Genomic DNA, 13,107 nt, shown 5'->3' on the forward strand with positions numbered 1-13,107 from the left:
GCGTGCGCACCGCTGCGCCGGGCCCGGATGCCGGCCGCCCGCTGAACATCCTGCTCGCGATGTGCTATCTCGTGCATCGCACGGGCGCGGAAATGTTCACCCGCGATCTCGCACTTTGGCTGCGTCGGCGCGGGCACGCGGTCACGATCTTCGCGACCGCCTTCGGCGACATGGCCGATGAATTGCGACACGCCTCGATCGCCTGTGTCACGGACCTGGCCGACATGGCCGCGCGGCCCGACGTGATCATTGGCAACACCCACCACGAGACGGTGCGCGCCCTGCTTCATTTCCACGACGTGCCGACGCTCACGATCTGCCACGACCGCAGCGCCGACCACGGGCGCCCGGCCCGGTTCGCACAAGTCGTGTGCCATGTGGCCGTCGACGAGAACTGCGCCGAGCGCCTGGTGCACGAATTCGGGATCGCGCGCGAGCGCATCGAACTGATCCAGAACGGGGTCGACCTCTCGCGCTTCCTGCAGCGCTGCGCGCTGCCGGCACGGCCACGCAGCGCGCTGGTGTTCAGCAACTACGCCGCGCATGATGCGCAACTCGAGGAAGTCCGCGCCGCCTGCGCGCAGCGCGGACTGACGCTCGACGTGATCGGCAGCGCAAGCGGCAACCACCTGCCCGACCCCGCTTCTGCACTCGGCCGCTACGACGTGGTCTTCGCCAAGGGCCGCTGTGCCACCGAGGCGCTGGTGACCGGCAACGCCGTGGTGGTGCTCGACCCCAGCGCGGGCATGGGCGAGATGGTGACGGCGGGCGGGGTCGCGCACGCCAGGCGCTGGAACTTCGGCCGGGCCCTGATGGTCCGCCCGATCACGCGGGACAACGTGGGCGCCGAACTCGACCGGTACGACGCGCAGGACGCGGGCGCCGCCGCCGCGTGGGGCCGCGCCCAATGCGGACTCGATGCGACGTTGGGTGCGCTGGAGGCCTGCGCACGGCGACTCGCACTGAAATACCCGACCGTCGAGGTGCCTCCCGACCAACGCGCACGCGAGACGGCGCGCTACATGGACGACTGGATCCGGCGTGGCAGCCCCACGGCAGCGCATCTCGTCGTGGCGTCGTTGCACCAGCACGTCGCGGCGCTGCACCAGGCCTTCAACGACCACCAGCGCGCGCACCAGGTTCAGCTCGACGCGCACCTGGCACAGCTCGACGCGCGGCAGGCCGAGGTGCAGAGGCACGCCGACCGCTCGGCCGCACAGGCCGAGCAATTGCGCGCCACCGAGGCCGCGCACGCCGCGTGCGGTGCCCGGCTGGCCGACGCCGAGCATGAGACCCGGCAGGCGCGCGCCGAACTCGCTGGCCTGCAGGCGCAATTGCGCGAGGTCCACGCCAGCCGTTCGTGGCGCGTGACCGCGCCGCTGCGCCGGATTTCGACCTTCCTGCTGTCGAGAACCCAACGCGCATGAAGTCCCTGGTGATCGCCGCCCATTCGGGGCACGAACTGCTGCTGTGGAAATGGCTGCGCAACGAACGGCCCGACTTCGTGGTGCTGACCAACGGCGCCGGGTCGAGCGGCGTGCCGCGGCTCGACCCCACGCTCGCCAACCTGGCGAGCGCCGGTGCGAACTGGGTGCCGCAGGTCGTGCAACCGGTGGCCGACGCGGAGATCTACCGGGCGCTGCTGGAAGGCGACACCCGCCTGTTCGCGCAGTGGCTCGATGCCTTGACATCCCATGTGCTCGCGCAGGGCATCGACTGCATCGTCGCGGACGAGGCGGAGGACTACAACCCCTCGCACGACCTGTGCCGCCTGCTGGCCAACCAGGTCGCGGCGCACTGCGCGGCGCGCGGCCATGCGGTCGCCGCATTCGGCTATCCGACCGTGGGCCATCCGAGTCCGCCGGCCCGCCTGGCGGCGGAGCGGCATCTGATGGTCGAGCTCGATGAACGCGAGTTGCATGCCAAGCTCGACGACATGCACGGCTATGCACGCAGCTTCGGCGGACAGCTGGAGCGCGAACTCGACGGTTTCATCGCCGAGTTCGGCGCCCGGGCCTATGGCCGGGAGTGCCTCTTCGCCGCCCGGCCCACGCGCTATGAACGGGCCGAGGCGGCGCTCGCCAAGCCGGCCTTCGAGACCTTCGGCGAAGAACGCGTCGCCGCGGGCGTCTACCGCCACGTGATCCGCGGCGCCCACCTCCAGGCCGTCGCCGACCGATTGCGCGGACCGGCTCGATGAAGCATCGAACCCACCTCCGGAATCGATGAGCTTCGCGACGCCCGCCCTCATCGACGGACCGATCGACGCACCCACCGGGCAGCCGGCGTCTCGCCGGGTCGAAGCCGCCCTCGACCATGCCGTCGTCGGTCTCGGCCGCTTCGGCCGCACGCACGCGCGCAAGCTGGCCGGGCTGCCGGGGTTTTGCCTGCGCGCCGCGGTGGATCGCTCGCCGGCGGTCGGCGCCGGCGCCGAGCTTGCGCCCCTGCCGCTGCTGTCGCACGTGGACGAACTGCCGCCGGAGATCGCGTCGGCCACCGTCGCCACCAGCGACGCGGCGCATGCCGAGGTCGCGCTGGCCCTGATGCGCCGGGGCTGCCACGTGCTGGTCGAGAAACCGTTGTGCATCGACCCACGCGACGGCGCCCTGATGATCGGGACCGCCCGGCAATGCGGTGTCACGCTGAGCACCGGGCATATCGAACGCTTCAATCCGGTGTTCGACGACGCCATGCTGTCGTGGCTGCGGCATGCGGCAGCGGACCATGGCCGCAGCGACAGCCACAGCACCCATCCGTTCCTGCGCTTTCGCCGCTATTCCACACGCGCTGCTGCGGCCGCCGACAGCATTCTGGATCTGATGGTGCACGACATCGACCTGCTGGCCTGGCTGTGCGCCGTGCCCACGGATGCGCCGCTGCGGGTCATCGCGCGAAAGATCGGCGTCCGCAGCGTCAGGGCGCGGGTGCAATTGGGCGGTCTGGTCGCCGATCTGGAAAGCGGCTACGACAGCGCGCCGCCGCAGGCCCGGCTGCAGGTCGACGACGCCGGCCGGGAACTGACGCTCGAGCTGCGCGGCGACGGGCGCCCCCCGGCCTCGGGGGACGACGCGCTGGCGCAGCAATACCAGGACTTCAGGCGCGCGATCCGCGGCGAGGGCCGTCGCATCGCGTCGGGCGCCGACGGGCTGGCGGCCGTGACCCGGGCTTTGGAGATCCTTCGCGCGTGAAGAAGACGATCCCGTTGTTCCGCTCGGCGGCCGCCTCCGAACCGATGGCAGCCCGCCTGGGGCAGTTGTGCGCCGACGTGCTGCAGAGCGGGGTCTACATCCTCGGCCCCCAGGTCCAGGCGCTCGAGACGCGCCTGTCAGGGTTGCTGAAGGGTCGCGAGACCGTGGCCGTGGGTTCGGGCTCCGAAGCGCTGCTGCTGGCCTTCAAGTCCCTGGGCATCGGCAGCGCAGGCGGGGGGTCGGCGCAAGACGAGGTCCTGCTTGCGTCCTACACCTTCGTCGCCTGCGCGGAAGCCGTGATCGCGGCCGGCGCGCGACCGGTCTTCGTCGACAGCGCTGCCGACGACTTCCTGCCGCCGCTCGCGCATTTCCGCGAGGCGCGCACGCCGCGCACCCGCGCCGTTCTCGCGGTCGGCCTGTTCGGCGATCCCACCGGCCTGCCCGAGCTCGCCGCCTATTGCCGGGGCGAGCAGCTGCACTTGATCGAGGACGTGGCGCAGTGCCTGGGCGCCCGCACCGGCGACACGACGGGCCGCACCGAACCGGCAGGCACCTGGGGCGATGCCACGGCGATGAGCTTCTATCCGACCAAGACGCTGGGCGGGGCCGGTGATGCCGGCGCGCTGGCCTTCCGCGATCCGCGCCACGCGCAGCGGGCGCGCCTGCTGCGCAACCACGGCTGGCGCGACGGCCGCCATCATTGCCTGGGACACAACAGCCGCATGGACGAACTCCAGGCCTGCCTGCTCAACGCGGCGCTGGATGACTTTCCTGCGGCGATCGCGCGGCGGCGAGCGATCGCGGCGCGCTACCTGGCAGCCTGGTCGGACTGCCCGATGCGTCTGCCGCGCGATGCCGCGGGCCACGCCTGGAACTACTTCGTCGTCGCCTTGCCCGGACGGCGCGAGCGCGACCGGCTGGCGGCGCGGCTGGCCGAATCCGGCATTGCCACGCGCATCTACTACGAGCAGCCGCTGCACCGGCACGAAGCGCTTCGGGCCTGGCGCGGCGCGCGCGCCTTGCCGCACAGCGAGCAGTTGTCCGATCGCTCGCTGGCCCTGCCGCTCTACCCGATGCTCGGCGACGACGAAGTCGAATACGTCATCGGCGCGGTGCGGCAAGCCGCCGTCGAAAACGCGGGCGCAGGTCGCCATGGCGACAGATGCGACTTCAGGTAATCTTTCCGGCGCACCCCACCCGGACAGATCGAACCTCGGAGCCATCAGACCCATGAGCCAATTCGAAGCGGCCATCCAGCGCGACTTCGGCGTGATTGCCGAACTCGTTCGTCTCCACGCGCAACAGGCCCCCGAGCGTCCCGCCCTCGCCGATGCCGCGCGCGAACTGAACTATGGCGCGCTCGATGCGCTGATGGACCGCATCGCGGCCAGCCTGCAGCGCGACGGCCTGGCGGCCGGCGACGCGATCGCGATCTGCGCGGCCTCGAGCGTCAACTACGCCGCGGTGTTCCTCGGCGCACTGCGCGCCGGCATCGCGGTCGCGCCGCTGGCGCCCGGCTCCACGCCGGCCAGCCTGGCGCGGATGATCGAGGACGCCGCAGTCCGCGTGCTGTTCGTCGACGCGGCCGCGGCCGAAGTCATCGGACCGGCGGCTACAGGCGCCATCCCGCGCGTCGCGCTCGATGGCTGCGCGGCCGGCGCCGACTTCGAGGCCTGGCTCGCGCCGGCTGGCGCCCGACCCGCCGCGGTCGAGCCGCAACCGGCCTGGCCGTTCAACATCATCTATTCGTCCGGCACCACGGGCGAGCCCAAGGGCATCGTGCAGGGCCACGGCATGCGCTGGGCGCACGTGCAGCGCGGCGCCAAATACGAGTATGGCCCCGAGACGGTCACGCTGCTGTCGACGCCGCTCTACTCCAACACCACGCTGGTCGTGTTCTTCCCGACCCTGGCCTTCGGCGGCTGCGTGCTGCTGATGCCGAAGTTCGATGCGGCCGCGTACCTGAAGCTCGCCGAAAGCCGCCGCGTCACGCACACCATGCTGGTGCCGGTGCAGTACCAGCGCCTGATGGCACGGCCCGACTTCGATTCGCACGACCTCTCCAGCTTCAGGTACAAATTCAGCACCAGCGCGCCCTTCAACGCGGCGCTCAAGGCCGACGTGCTCCAGCGCTGGCCCGGCGGCCTGATCGAGTTCTACGGCATGACCGAAGGCGGCGGCACCTGCATCCTCGAAGCCCACCTGCATCCGGACAAGCTGCACACCGTCGGCCGGCCGGCCGAGGGCAGCGACATCCGGCTGATCGACGAGGAAGGCCGCGAGGTGGCGCCCGGCGAAGCGGGCGAAGTGGTCGGGCACTCGGCCGGCATGATGGTCGGCTACCACCGGCAGCCGGCCAAGACGCGCGAGGCCGAGTGGTTCGACCCCGCCGGCAAGCGCTTCATCCGCACCGGCGATGTCGGGCGCTTCGATGACGACGGCTTCCTGACCCTGTTCGACCGCAAGAAGGACATGATCATCAGCGGCGGCTTCAACATCTATCCGAGCGACCTCGAGACGGTGGTGCGGGCCCATCCGGCCGTGGCCGATGTCGCGGTGGTCGGCGTGCCCTCGGAGCAGTGGGGCGAGACGCCGGTCGCCTTCGTGGTCCGCCGCGCCGGCGACGGCACCGCCGCCGAGACGATCCTGCAATGGACCAACGACCAGCTCGGCAAGACCCAGCGGCTGGCCCGCCTGCAGTTCATCGACGAGTTGCCGCGCAGCGCGATCGGCAAGGTGCTCAAGCGCGAACTGCGTGAACTCGCCGCGCGCTGAATCCACCCCGGATAGCGCGCCGCACGAAGGCGGCGGCAACGGCCTGCTCTGGGTGCTGGTGGCCGCGGCGATCCTCTTCGCCCTGGTCCGGCCGCGCGCGCCGATGGACTACCTCCGGCTGATCGACTGGCAGACCATCGGCGCGCTGGCCGGGCTGCTGGCCATCACCCAGGGCGTCGAGCGCAGCGGCATGCTGCAGGCCGCCGCGGCGCGGCTGCTGGCGCGCACGCACGACCTGCGCAGCCTGGTGCTGCTGCTGGCCGCCAGCGCGGCCGTGTTGTCGGCCCTGGTCACCAACGACGTCAGCCTGTTCCTGCTGGTGCCGCTGACGCGCGTGCTGGCGACCCAGGCCCACCTGCCGCTGGCGCGGCTGGTGGTGATCGAGGCACTGGCGGTCAATGCCGGCTCGGCGCTGACGCCGATCGGCAACCCGCAGAACCTGTTCCTCTGGCATCGCTCCGGCGAGAGCTTCGTCGGCTTCGTGGCCATGATGGGGCCGACCGTGGGGGTGATGCTGTTCTGGCTCTTCGCCGCGATCTGGTTCGGCGTGCCGCGGGTGCCGATCGCGCTCAAGCCCTCGAACGACAGGGCGCCGGTGCTGCCGCGCCTGCTGGCGCTGTCGGGCGTGCTGTTCGTCGGCTTCGTGGTCGCGCTCGACCGCCACTGGCTCTTGGCCGGCCTCGGCGTGGTCTTCGGCGCCTTCCTGCTGCTGCGCCCGCGCGTGCTGCTGGGCGTCGACTGGCTGCTGTTGGCGATCATCTCGCTGATGTTCATCGACCTGCGCCAGCTGGCCGAACTGCCCGCCGTGGCGACGCTGCTCGGCGGCCTGCCGATCGGCGAAGGATGGCGCACCTACCTGGCGGCCATCTTCACCTCGCAGGTCATCAGCAACGTGCCCGCCACCATCGTGCTCGACCCCTTCGTGCACGACCTGCCGGCGCTGGCGGCAGGCGTGAGCGTCGGCGGCTTCGGCTGCGTGCTGGGCTCGCTGGCCAACCTGATCGCGCTGCGGCTGGCGAAGCTGCCGAACGGGCTGCGCGAATTCCATCGCCTCGGCATCCCGTTCCTGCTGGTCTGCGGGGCCTCGGCGCTGCTGCTGCGACTCGGGTGACAGGCCCCGGCGCGACGCGCAGAATCGGCGCTTCCATGCGACCCGAAGCCTCGCCCTCCCCTGCCCTCGGCCTGTCGCTGCGCCGTTATGGTGCCTCGCGCGGCAGCCATGCGCATGCGCACTTCCAGGTGCTGGTCGGGCTCGACGGAGCGCTCGACCTTGAGATCGAAGGTCGTGGCCGCCGCATCGGCGCTGGCGATGGCTGGGTCGTGGCTCCGGGTGACCGGCATGATTTCGAATCGAAGGACGGCAGCCGCTGCCTGGTGCTCGACACCGACCAGGACCTGTGGGTGCGCTGCGCCGGACGCCTGCCGGCCGGCGAGTCGATGCGGGTGCTGTCGCACTACCTCGCGCACTGTCTGGCCCAGCGGTCCCCGCCGATGCTGGCGCTGCACCACGCGCCCGCCCTGCTGCTCGAGGCCTGGGGTGCTCCGGTGCCCCTGGCGCGCGGCCGCGCGATCGACTGGAGCGCCCTCGCCGCCTGGGCCCGGCTGCGCTGGCACCGACCGCTGGCGGTTGCCGACCTGGCGGCCGTGGCCTGCCTGAGCCCTGGCCAGTTCGCACAGCGATGCCGCGACGAGCAGGGCATGAGTGCGATGCATTGGCTGCGCACCCAGCGCCTGGCCCAGGCACGGCACTTGCGCGACATGGGCCTGAGCGTCGCCGAAACCGCGCGCCGCACCGGCTACCGCTCGCCTTCCGCCTTGACCGCAGCGCTGCGCCGCCAGGCCTGAACCGCGGCCCGCGACGACGCACCCGCGTCTCGCGACGATGCGCGCGCTTAAGCTCGGCGGCCATGTCCCCGACGCTCAACGCCCTTGCCGCCATCGCCCTCTGGGCCACCCTCGCCTCGCTGGGCGCCGCGCTCGCACATCTGCCGCCGTTCCTGCTCACCGGCCTCGCGCTGATCATCGGCAGCGTCATGAGCTGGCCGCTGGCGCTGCGTGACCGCAAGGCCTGGGCGATCCCGCCGCGCACGCTGGCGCTCGGCGTCTACGGCCTGTTCGGCTTTCACTTCCTGCTCTTCATCGCCCTGCGCCATGCGCCGCCGGTCGAAGCCAACTTGGTCAACTACCTCTGGCCGCTGTTCATGGTGGTACTGGCGCCGGTGCTGCTGCCCGGCATGTCGCTGCGGCCGCTGCACGTGGTGGCGGCCCTGTCGGGTTTCGCGGGTGCGGCGATCGCGATCCTCGGGGCGCGCGGCGGCGCCAGTGCGTCGGGCATGACCTCGTACTGGGGCTTCCTGCCGGCGCTGGGCTCGGCCTTCATCTGGGCCAGCTACTCGCTGTGGACGCAACGCGTGCCGGCCTTCCCGACCAGCGCGATCGGCCTGTTCGGTTTGGTGTCGGGCGCGCTGTCACTGGCGTGCCATGCGCTGCTCGAGCCTTCGGTGGCGCTCGACGCGCGCGACTGGCTGCTGGTCGCGCTCTGCGGACTCGGCCCGCTGGGCGCCGCTTTCTTCTTCTGGGACCTGGCGCTGAAACGCGGCGACGCGCGGCAGATCGGCATCCTGAGCTACATCACGCCGCTGGCCTCGACCGCCCTGCTGTTGATCGTCACCAGACGGCCGCTGAGCTGGAGCATCGCGCTGGCCGCGGTGCTGATCATCAGCGCCGCGGTGATGGGGACCCGGGCCCGCTGATCAGTCGGCGACCTTGAGCACCAGCTTGCCGAAGTTCTCTCCCGTGAAGAGCCGGCTCAGCGCCTCCGGGAAGGTGTCGATGCCCTCGACCACGTCCTCGCGGCTTTTCATGCGGCCGTCCTTCAGGTAGCCCGACAACTCGGCCACCGCTTCGCCGTAGCGCTCGGCGTAGTCGAACACCACGATGCCCTGCATGCGGGCCCGGTTCACCAGCAGGCTCAGGTAGTTCTTCGGGCCCTGCACCGGCGTCGTGTTGTTGTACTGGCTGATGGCGCCGCAGATGATGATCCGGGCGCCGCGCGCCAGCTTCGCGAGCACGGTGTCGAGGATGTCGCCGCCGACGTTGTCGAAGTAGATGTCGACGCCCTTCGGGCAATGGGCCTTCAGGCCCTCGCGCACCGCCGACGGGCCGGCCTTGTAGTCGATGCAGGCGTCGAAGCCGAGCTCCTTCACGACCCAGTCGCACTTGGCGGCGCCGCCGGCGATGCCGACCACGCGGCAGCCCTTGATCTTCGCCAGCTGGCCCACCGTCTGGCCGACCGCCCCGGCCGCCCCCGAGACCACCACGGTCTCGCCGGGCTTCGGCTGGCCGACGTCCATGAGGCCGAAGTAGCCGGTCATGCCGGGCATGCCCAGCACGTTGAGCCACTGGCCGATGGTGCCGGCGCGCAGGTCGATCTTGCCCAAGCCATTGCGCTTGATCTCCTCCTGCGGGATCAGCGCGTACTGCTGCACGCCGAGCGTGCCGTAGACGGTGTCGCCGATCGCGAAGGCCGGGTTGCGCGAAGCCACCACGCGGCCGACGCCGCCGGCCCGCATCACTGCGCCGATCTCGACCGGCGCGATGTAGCTCTTGCCTTCGTTCATCCACCCGCGCATCGCCGGGTCGAGCGAGAGCGACAGGGTCTGGACGAGAACGCCGCCTTCGGCCGGCTCGACCACAGGCTCGTCGGTGAACTGCCAGTTGTCGCGCGTCGCGGCGCCTTCGGGTCGCTTTGCCAGGCGCACCTGGCGATTGGTGAGGGTGCTCATGCGCGGGTCTCCTTGGGGTGTCTGATGCCGGCGATCGTAGACCCAGGCCGCCCGGCGGCCGGTAGCGCAGGCGACAACGCCCGCGCCGCTCAGAACGGGCAGTGCCGCGGCGTGGTCTGCCCCGTGATCCAGCGCGGCTCGGTGAAGGCCTCCACGGGTGTTCCGCGAACACACCGGCGGCAGCCCGAGCGACTTCAGGCGCCAGGCAGCCAGACGCTGACCGCCAGCCCCGGCGCCGCGTTGCGCACCGCGAGCCTGCCGCCATGCGCCTCGGCCACCAGCCGGCACAGGTACATGCCGAGGCCGACACCGCCGGTGGCGCGCTGGCGCGCACCGTCGGTGCGGTAGAAGGGCTCGGTCAGGTGGACCAGCTGCGCCGGGTCGACACCCGGCCCGAAGTCGCGCACTTCCAGTTCCACGCCCGCCTCGCCGCGGCGCACCGCGATGCGCGGCGGCTGGGCCGCGCCGGCGCCGTGGCGCAGCGCGTTGTCGAGCAGGTTGCGCACCAGCACCTTGAGCCGCGAACGGTCCAGCGCCAGGGCCGGCAGGCCCTCGGCCAGGTCAGCGACCACGCGCGTGCCGTCGGGATGCTCGCCCACCACCTCGCGCACCAGCGCCGCCAGATCGACCGGCTCGCGCTGCAGCGCGGCATGCGGGCTGGCCAGCCGCTCGCTCTCGAGCAGGTCGCTGATCAGGTCGCGCATCTCGGCCAGGTCACGCAGCAGCGCGGCGCGCTCGGCCTCGCCCTCGGGCGTGGCCGGCAGCAGCTCGGCATTGAGCCGGGCCCGGGTCAGCGGCGAACGCAGTTCATGGCTCAGCGCCAGCAGCAGGCCCCGCTTGGCATCGAGCATGCCCTGGATGTCATGCGCCATGGTGTTGATGCGCTGCGCCAGGTCCCCGAGCTCGTCGCGCCGGCGCAGCGGGATCGGCGTGTCGAAGGCGCCGCGGCCGAAGCGCTCGGCGCCGGCGCGGATGTCGTCGAGCGGCCGCAGCAGCCTGCGGACATAGGCGTAGGCCAGGGCGATCAGGGCCAGCAGCAGCGCCAGCGTGATCCAGCCGATGCCCTGGGGCTCGCGCTGCCACGGCAGGGTGCCGATGCCGAAGCTCACGCGATGGCCGTCCGCGGTGGTGCGGCTGAGCCAGTCGCCGCGCGGGCCGAAGCCGAAGCGATGCCTGTCGGGGTGCGAATCCCAGTTGACGCCCGGCCCTTCGATCCGGATCGAGATCGGCAGCCGCTGCACCAGCGCCTGGGCGCGGGCCACGTCGGGCGGCGTCCCGAGTTCGGCGACGATCCGGTCCATGTAGTCGACCACGACCGGCCGGGCCGCGTCGCGCCAGCCGGTCGAAAAGGCCCGCTGCACGCCGCCGAGGAACACCGCGCTCATCGCCAGCGCCAGCAGCACGAACACCACGATCAGGCGCACCCTGAGCGAATGGCGCAGGCTGTGGCGCCAGCGGCGGGAGCGACCCGGGCCGGCGGGCCTCACGGCGGGGCGCTCCGGCCCACCGCCAGGGCATAGCCGGCATTGCGCAGCGTCTTGATGCAGTCCAGCGGCTCCAGCTTCCTGCGCAGCCGGCTGACGACGATGTCGACCGCCCGCGTGTAGAGCTCGGCCTCATGGCCGCGCAAGCGGTTCAGGATGTCGTCGCGGCTCCAGACGCGGCCGGGCTGGTCGGCCAGCAGCGCCAGCAGCTCGAACTCGGTGCCGGTCAGTTCGATGCGCTCGCCGTGGCGCAGCACCTCGCGCTTGTCGAGATCGATCGACAGGCCTTCGAAGATCCGCTGCTGTGCCGGGACGGACGGCGGCTGCACGGCACGCTGCCGGCGCAGGATGGTCTGCACCCGCGCCACCAGTTCGCGCGGCTCGAAGGGCTTGGGCAGGTAGTCGTCGGCACCGAGCTCGAGGCCGACCACCCGGTCCATCACGTCGCCGCGGGCAGTCAGCATCACGATCGGGATGTCGCTCTCCTTGCGGATCTCGCGGCACAGCGCGAAGCCGTCCATCTCGGGCAGCATGACGTCGAGGATCGCGGCGTCGTAGCGCTCGGCGCGCAGCCTGGCCAGGCCTTCGCTCGGCCGGCTCGCGCAGTCGAGCTGGAGGTCGAAACGCGCGAAGTAGCTCGCCAGCGGCGCGCCCAGGTGCTCGTCGTCATCGATCAGCAGGATGCGGGGCATGCGGCGATTGTGCATTCGGGCGCCACCGGCAGCGGCGGCTTCACCACGGATCGGCGCGGCCGATCCGTCCCAGGTGGGTGGTACCGAAGCCGCTGGCGTCGTGCAGCCCGAAACCCAGCAGGCGGTCGAAGCCGATGTGGGCGCACCAGATCAGGCCTGCAGCCAGGGCCACCGGCCAATCGCCCAGCGCACCGGCAGCAAGCACGGCGAACGGCCCCAGGTACGAATGCGCCGCGTTGTAGGCCGCCGCGCCGGCCCGGGGTCCGACGAGGAAGCCCAGCAGCGACAGGTCGGGCACGAGGAACAGCAGCGCGAAGGCGCCCCAGCCGGCGCCGAGCGCGGCGTAGGCCGCCACCGCCGCCGCCGCCACGGCCAGCCCCTCGAGCCGCAGCATGGTGCGAACGCCGACGGGCGGCGCCGTCATCCGCGGCCCCAGCGGCGGCCGCCGCGTTCCATGAAGTCACGCACCTTCTGCTGTTGCGCCGGGTTCAGGTTGTCGAAGAAGTCGGCCGCGGCGGCAATGACCTCCGGGCTGCCCGCCTGCACCGCGGCCGTCTTGTCGTCGACCAGCTTCTTCGCCCGCTCCTGGTCGAGCTTGGCCCCGGCGAACAGGCTGCGGAACTCGGCCCGCGGGTCGCCGCCGCCGCGCAGCGCCGCACGCTGCGCCTGCAGCTTCTCGGCCAGCACCACCAGCTTCTGCTTCTGCGCGGCGTCCAGCTCGAGCTTGCTGCCCACGCGCTCGACCATCTTGGCGCGGAACTCGGCGCGGTCCTGCTCGGAGCCGCTCCAGCCATGGCGATGACCGGCGCATCCGGCCAGGCTGCCGGCCAGCAGCGCAGCACCGGCGATTCCGAAAAGAGAGCGTTTGAACCAGCGTTTCATGAGAGTCTTCCTTCAGAGGGGATCGGGATGATCCGGAAGACTCGATGCTCGGCGCTGGACGCGCCGAAGTCCTTTCGCCGCGGTTTCGGCGTGTTTCGTTTTATTGCTGCAGTTGCCCCCACGCTCCCCCACTGCGTGTGGGTCGCTGCCCCCCGAGGGGGCCGCAGGCCGCCTTGGGGCGGCCCGGCGCCGGCCTGAGCCCCCACGCTCCCCCACTKCGTGTGGGTCGCTGCCCCCCGAGGGGGCCGCAGGCCGCCTTGGGGCGGCCCGGCGCCGGCCTGAGCCCCCAYGCTCCCCCACT

Annotated in this window: 13 protein-coding genes; 8 read left to right on the forward strand and 5 right to left on the reverse strand. The window is 71.6% G+C overall.

Going from position 1 to position 13,107, the window contains the following annotated elements; genetic code table 11:
- Positions 1-2: 2 nt before the first annotated feature.
- The 8 genes from AC1DYD_RS23720 (at position 3) to AC1DYD_RS23755 (ending at position 8,716) form a co-directional block, all read left to right on the forward strand.
- The gene (locus tag AC1DYD_RS23720) at positions 3-1,427 is read left to right on the forward strand and encodes a glycosyltransferase family 4 protein (protein WP_478175202.1); all 1,425 of its coding nucleotides are present in this window, start codon (positions 3-5) and stop codon (positions 1,425-1,427) included.
- Complete coding sequence (locus AC1DYD_RS23725) at positions 1,424-2,200, forward strand: hypothetical protein (RefSeq protein WP_478175203.1); 777 nt, start codon at positions 1,424-1,426, stop codon at positions 2,198-2,200. Before AC1DYD_RS23720 ends, AC1DYD_RS23725 begins: the two co-directional genes overlap by 4 nt.
- 25 nt (positions 2,201-2,225) lie before the next feature.
- Positions 2,226-3,188 carry a Gfo/Idh/MocA family protein gene (locus tag AC1DYD_RS23730; RefSeq protein ID WP_478175204.1) on the forward strand — a complete coding sequence of 321 codons (963 nt, stop codon included), beginning with the start codon at positions 2,226-2,228 and terminating at the stop codon, positions 3,186-3,188.
- Complete coding sequence (locus AC1DYD_RS23735; protein WP_478175205.1) at positions 3,185-4,366, forward strand: DegT/DnrJ/EryC1/StrS family aminotransferase; 1,182 nt, start codon at positions 3,185-3,187, stop codon at positions 4,364-4,366. The genes AC1DYD_RS23730 and AC1DYD_RS23735 overlap by 4 nt, the downstream gene beginning before the upstream one ends.
- 52 nt (positions 4,367-4,418) lie before the next feature.
- The gene (locus tag AC1DYD_RS23740; RefSeq protein ID WP_478175206.1) at positions 4,419-5,963 is read left to right on the forward strand and encodes a class I adenylate-forming enzyme family protein; all 1,545 of its coding nucleotides are present in this window, start codon (positions 4,419-4,421) and stop codon (positions 5,961-5,963) included.
- Positions 5,944-7,074 carry an SLC13 family permease gene (locus AC1DYD_RS23745; RefSeq protein ID WP_478175207.1) on the forward strand — a complete coding sequence of 377 codons (1,131 nt, stop codon included), beginning with the start codon at positions 5,944-5,946 and terminating at the stop codon, positions 7,072-7,074. The genes AC1DYD_RS23740 and AC1DYD_RS23745 overlap by 20 nt, the downstream gene beginning before the upstream one ends.
- Before the next feature lie 35 nt (positions 7,075-7,109).
- Complete coding sequence (locus AC1DYD_RS23750) at positions 7,110-7,808, forward strand: AraC family transcriptional regulator (RefSeq protein ID WP_478175208.1); 699 nt, start codon at positions 7,110-7,112, stop codon at positions 7,806-7,808.
- A 62-nt stretch (positions 7,809-7,870) separates the two neighbouring features.
- Positions 7,871-8,716 (forward strand): DMT family transporter, encoded by an 846-nt coding sequence (locus tag AC1DYD_RS23755; protein ID WP_478175209.1) that lies wholly within the window; start codon positions 7,871-7,873, stop codon positions 8,714-8,716.
- Here AC1DYD_RS23755 and AC1DYD_RS23760 read toward each other — a convergent pair whose 3' ends face one another.
- The 5 genes from AC1DYD_RS23760 to AC1DYD_RS23780 form a co-directional block, all read right to left on the reverse strand.
- Positions 8,717-9,748, reverse strand: a complete 1,032-nt coding sequence (locus tag AC1DYD_RS23760; protein WP_478175210.1) for an NADP-dependent oxidoreductase — start codon at positions 9,746-9,748, stop codon at positions 8,717-8,719.
- Positions 9,749-9,942: 194 nt separating this feature from the next.
- Entirely contained in the window at positions 9,943-11,235 is a 1,293-nt protein-coding gene (locus AC1DYD_RS23765; RefSeq protein ID WP_478175211.1) for a HAMP domain-containing sensor histidine kinase, read from the reverse strand.
- Positions 11,232-11,924 (reverse strand): response regulator transcription factor, encoded by a 693-nt coding sequence (locus AC1DYD_RS23770; protein WP_478175212.1) that lies wholly within the window; start codon positions 11,922-11,924, stop codon positions 11,232-11,234. Before AC1DYD_RS23770 ends, AC1DYD_RS23765 begins: the two co-directional genes overlap by 4 nt.
- 40 nt (positions 11,925-11,964) lie before the next feature.
- Positions 11,965-12,348: a DUF4260 family protein gene (locus AC1DYD_RS23775; protein WP_478175213.1), complete on the reverse strand. Its 384-nt coding sequence runs from the start codon at positions 12,346-12,348 to the stop codon at positions 11,965-11,967.
- Entirely contained in the window at positions 12,345-12,806 is a 462-nt protein-coding gene (locus AC1DYD_RS23780) for a Spy/CpxP family protein refolding chaperone (protein ID WP_478175214.1), read from the reverse strand. The genes AC1DYD_RS23775 and AC1DYD_RS23780 overlap by 4 nt, the downstream gene beginning before the upstream one ends.
- Between the last annotated feature and the right edge of the window lie 301 nt (positions 12,807-13,107).

The sequence above is a fragment of the Variovorax sp. P4_B11 genome (assembly GCF_056402355.1).

What these genes read in the sequence shown, in the direction of transcription:
- AC1DYD_RS23780 (WP_478175214.1), bottom strand. Translation starts at nt 12,806, where the DNA reads ATGAAACGCTGGTTCAAACGCTCTCTTTTCGGAATCGCCGGTGCTGCG.
- AC1DYD_RS23750 (WP_478175208.1), top strand. Translation starts at nt 7,110, where the DNA reads ATGCGACCCGAAGCCTCGCCCTCCCCTGCCCTCGGCCTGTCGCTGCGC.
- AC1DYD_RS23725 (WP_478175203.1), top strand. Translation starts at nt 1,424, where the DNA reads ATGAAGTCCCTGGTGATCGCCGCCCATTCGGGGCACGAACTGCTGCTG.
- AC1DYD_RS23755 (WP_478175209.1), top strand. Translation starts at nt 7,871, where the DNA reads ATGTCCCCGACGCTCAACGCCCTTGCCGCCATCGCCCTCTGGGCCACC.
- AC1DYD_RS23740 (WP_478175206.1), top strand. Translation starts at nt 4,419, where the DNA reads ATGAGCCAATTCGAAGCGGCCATCCAGCGCGACTTCGGCGTGATTGCC.
- AC1DYD_RS23770 (WP_478175212.1), bottom strand. Translation starts at nt 11,924, where the DNA reads ATGCCCCGCATCCTGCTGATCGATGACGACGAGCACCTGGGCGCGCCG.
- AC1DYD_RS23730 (WP_478175204.1), top strand. Translation starts at nt 2,226, where the DNA reads ATGAGCTTCGCGACGCCCGCCCTCATCGACGGACCGATCGACGCACCC.
- AC1DYD_RS23760 (WP_478175210.1), bottom strand. Translation starts at nt 9,748, where the DNA reads ATGAGCACCCTCACCAATCGCCAGGTGCGCCTGGCAAAGCGACCCGAA.
- AC1DYD_RS23775 (WP_478175213.1), bottom strand. Translation starts at nt 12,348, where the DNA reads ATGACGGCGCCGCCCGTCGGCGTTCGCACCATGCTGCGGCTCGAGGGG.